This is a genomic window from Rhodococcus sp. (in: high G+C Gram-positive bacteria), assembly GCF_049286785.1.
Lineage (GTDB): Bacteria > Actinomycetota > Actinomycetes > Mycobacteriales > Mycobacteriaceae > Rhodococcus_F.
Genome location: NZ_JBAQEO010000420.1, coordinates 1 through 3172, shown reverse-complemented (window position 1 = coordinate 3172; position 3172 = coordinate 1). Strand labels below are relative to the sequence as shown.

The window sequence follows — 3172 nt, the reverse complement described above, 5'->3', positions numbered from 1 at the left end:
GCGGCTGGCACGCTCACGCAACCGGTTGCTCGACGCGGCCGGGCGACCGCGCCCAACACCAAGTGGGTGGCCGACCTGACGCGGATCCTCACCGGGGAGGGGGTGTTGTGGTTGGCGAGTGTGCGCGACGCGTTCTCGAACAAGGTGGTCGGCTGGCGATCCGGCCCGCGGGCGGACACCGACCTGGTGCTCTCGGCGCTCGACTGTGCCCTGTTCTCCCGCGATGTCCGGGCGGGGAGTTGATTTTCCACAGCGACAAGGGCCGTCAATTTACGGCGGTTCGGTTCACCCAGCGGCTCGTCGACGCGGGCATCGCCCCGTCCACCGGAAGCATCGGGGACAGCTTCGACAATGCGCTCGCCGACAACCTGCGGTCGACACTCAAGATCGAGCTTATCTACTGGCCCGCAAGAATATTCGCCACCAGAGCCGAGGCGGAGGCGGCGTTGTTCCGCTACATCGATGGTTGGTACAAGCCGCGCAGGATTCAGGCCGGCCTGCGCGGACTGTCATCCGACGAATACGAACGCGCCTACTACGACCGACCAGACGGACAGGAGGCAGATATCATCGAACCCGAGCTCGTCGGAGCCAGATAGAAAGTCTCCGGAGAAGCGGGGGAATCTCAGGTGCTGCGGCCCTTCTTCATCGAAGTTTGCGTGTTGGCCATGTTGTGCAGGTCCCCGAGGAACAGGTGGAGGCCCCGCCCTCAATATGGGGAGTGTCAGGTTGGTCGACGTTTCTGGCAAGGATGTTACGTTCCGAGCACGCTGGTCAAGCGTCGACGAGAGCAGTCCGTGATCGATCCAGGGCGATGTCGAACTGAGTGGTGGTGCCGCGGTGGAGGGGGTGCGACCGTACGTCAGTCTGTCGAATCGCCCGACGTAGCCGCCGCCGCGAAGGTGTTGGACCTTGTTGGAGGCCCGACGGGAGGAGGCCCCGCCGAGCAACGCCAGCGGACAGCAGAGTTGACGTGCACTGGGGATGCGGAATACTGCTGGATCGTTGGCTGATGGCTGGGGGAGGTGAACCCTTCCGGCGGAAGTATTAGCGCATCCCGGGCCGGGCCCTCGACAGCGAGTGGTGTCGCGAGGGCGCCGGCGCGCAAGCTATGGCCCTGCAAACGTCGTGTGAAGAGGCGTGAGATCTCGACCTCGCCCCACGATTGCATGGCGAGTATCCGACGCTCGATCTCGTATGTTGCGGATCTGGCCAACATGGTGAGAAGAGGTTCCCCGCCGTTGTCGAGCAAACCGGTCAGGTCCAGAGCGCCGAGAAGCGCGCCGGAGATTGGGTGGATGATTGGGGAGCCGGCGCACGTCAAACGGTCGAGGCGCTCGGCGTAGTGTTCCGCACCCCTTACCAATGCGGGTTTGCGGGTTGCGAGCGCCGTACCGATCCCGTTGGTGCCCGCGAATTGTTCTGCGTAACTGTATCCGGGGACGAGTTGGACGCCATCGAGCGTCTTGTACAGGAACCGACTGAGGACGGTTCTGCTGAGCACCACACCGTCAGCTGAGGTCAAGATCACGCTGACTGGTTCGTCCGCTAGTCCGTCTGCTAAATGCCGCAGCACCGGCGCAGCGGCCACGGCCAGGGGGTTGTCCAGATCCGGTCGACGCACGAAAGGCGGGTCGAAGTGATCAGCTTGCACTCTCAACGCTTGCGATCGTTGCCACGACACAAGAATGCTTTCCCGCACGGGACTGTTGGTTTGGTGATCGAAGCACAGGAAATGTTCGCGCGCGGTCTGCGTGTCCTTCAGTGCCACCAGGGGTGGACATTCTGTCATCGTGTTCACACCCTTGCGCTCCGCTGAAAACTTCCCAGCAGAATCGGGTCGGGGTTCTCCTACACCTCCAGTATAGGTGGCGGGGCCTCGCCTCGAACGTCTCGCGCGCGAGATTGCACGCACCTCAGACCAGTAGCAATGAGACCACCGTCCGACTGCCGTTTCTGAATAGGCAGAAATCCCTCACACCCCGGGGTGGTGGTGTAAGCCCACAACAAATCCTTTGCTGGCGAGATCCTCCGTGAGTCACACTGTCCGGTAACCAATGGTCTTGACGCGCAGTGGGTTCGATTTGACACGTATGTTGCACGCGAAGTGAAAGTGAAGATCACAGGATCGATCAGTTCGTTGATCCGTACGAATGTCCTGGCGAGAACGGTGGCGATGTGTCCTTTACTACTGCAACTACAACTGCAACGTTTGTGACTGACGAGACCGGGGGACTGCTGCACGAATAGGTGACATCTGATCTGCGGTGCCGGAAGGCGCTGCTGGAAGGATGTACCCGTGCCGAAGCCGTATCCCAAGGAGTTCCGTGACGACGTCGTCCGCGTGGCTCGCAAACGAGAGCCCGGTCAGCAGCTGAAACAGATCGCTGCCGATTTCGGGATCAGCGAGTCCTGCCTGACAAACTGGATGAAGGCCGCCGACGTCGAGGACGGCGTCAAGCCGGGAACCACCGCGAGCGAGAACGCCGAGCTGCGTGAAGCGCGGAAACGTATCCGGCTGCTCGAGCAGGAGAACGAAGTGTTGCGCCGCGCCGCGGCCTATCTGTCGCAGGCGAACCTGCCGGGAAAATGATGTATCCGCTCGTCCGTGAGTTGGCCGCTGAGGGAATCCCCGTCGCGGTGACGTGCCGGGTATTGAAGATCGCTCGCCAGCCCTACTATCGGTGGCTCGCCGATCCGGTGACCGGTGCCGAACTTGATGAGGCGTATCGAGCCAATGCCCTCTTCGACGCTCACCGCGACGACCCGGAGTTCGGATACCGGTTCCTCGTCGACGAAGCCGCCGAGGCCGGCCAGAAGATGGCACCGAGGACCGCATGGCGGATCTGCTCGGCGAACAAGTGGTGGAGCTCGTTCGGCAAGCAACGCGGCACCAAGAATGCCCGTTCCGGACCGCCTGTCCACGACGATCTCGTCGCCCGGAACTTCACCGCGGACCGACAGAATCTGTTGTGGCTCACCGATATCACTGAGCATCACACCGGGGAAGGCAAGCTCTACATGTGTGCGATCAAGGACGTGTACTCGAATCGCATCGTGGGCTACTCGATCGACTCTCGAATGAAGGCTCGGCTCGCTGTCGACGCCCTCGACTCCGCCGTCGCCCGACGAGCGGCGGCCGGCGATCAGGTGGCCGGGTGTGTTGTCCACA

The 3172-nt window shown here is 62.2% G+C and carries 5 protein-coding genes; 4 read left to right on the top strand and 1 reads right to left on the bottom strand.

Annotated features, from left to right (window positions below):
• Both WAW17_RS15620 and WAW17_RS15615 read left to right on the top strand, forming a co-directional pair.
• The coding region (locus WAW17_RS15620) for a DDE-type integrase/transposase/recombinase (RefSeq protein WP_422333858.1) at window positions 1-243 on the top strand (243 nt) is incomplete at its 5' end.
• Window positions 240-599, top strand: a complete 360-nt coding sequence (locus WAW17_RS15615; protein ID WP_422333857.1) for an IS3 family transposase — start codon at window positions 240-242, stop codon at window positions 597-599. The genes WAW17_RS15620 and WAW17_RS15615, both read left to right, overlap by 4 nt.
• A gap of 263 nt (window positions 600-862) precedes the next feature.
• On the opposite strand, the gene WAW17_RS15610 is transcribed toward WAW17_RS15615, so the two are convergent.
• Entirely contained in the window at window positions 863-1792 is a 930-nt protein-coding gene (locus tag WAW17_RS15610; protein ID WP_422333856.1) for a GAF domain-containing protein, read from the bottom strand.
• A 507-nt stretch (window positions 1793-2299) separates the two neighbouring features.
• On the opposite strand from WAW17_RS15610, the gene WAW17_RS15605 reads away from it, so the two are divergent.
• Together WAW17_RS15605 and WAW17_RS15600 are read left to right on the top strand one after the other, a co-directional pair.
• Window positions 2300-2593 carry a transposase gene (locus WAW17_RS15605; RefSeq protein WP_422333855.1) on the top strand — a complete coding sequence of 98 codons (294 nt, stop codon included), beginning with the start codon at window positions 2300-2302 and terminating at the stop codon, window positions 2591-2593.
• Window positions 2590-3172, top strand: a 583-nt coding sequence (locus WAW17_RS15600) for a DDE-type integrase/transposase/recombinase (protein WP_422333854.1), incomplete at its 3' end; no start/stop codon positions are given. The genes WAW17_RS15605 and WAW17_RS15600, both read left to right, overlap by 4 nt.

Bases quoted from the DNA above. Each gene is read 5' to 3' on its own strand.
- WAW17_RS15610 (WP_422333856.1), bottom strand. From the start codon at position 1,792: ATGACAGAATGTCCACCCCTGGTGGCACTGAAGGACACGCAGACCGCG.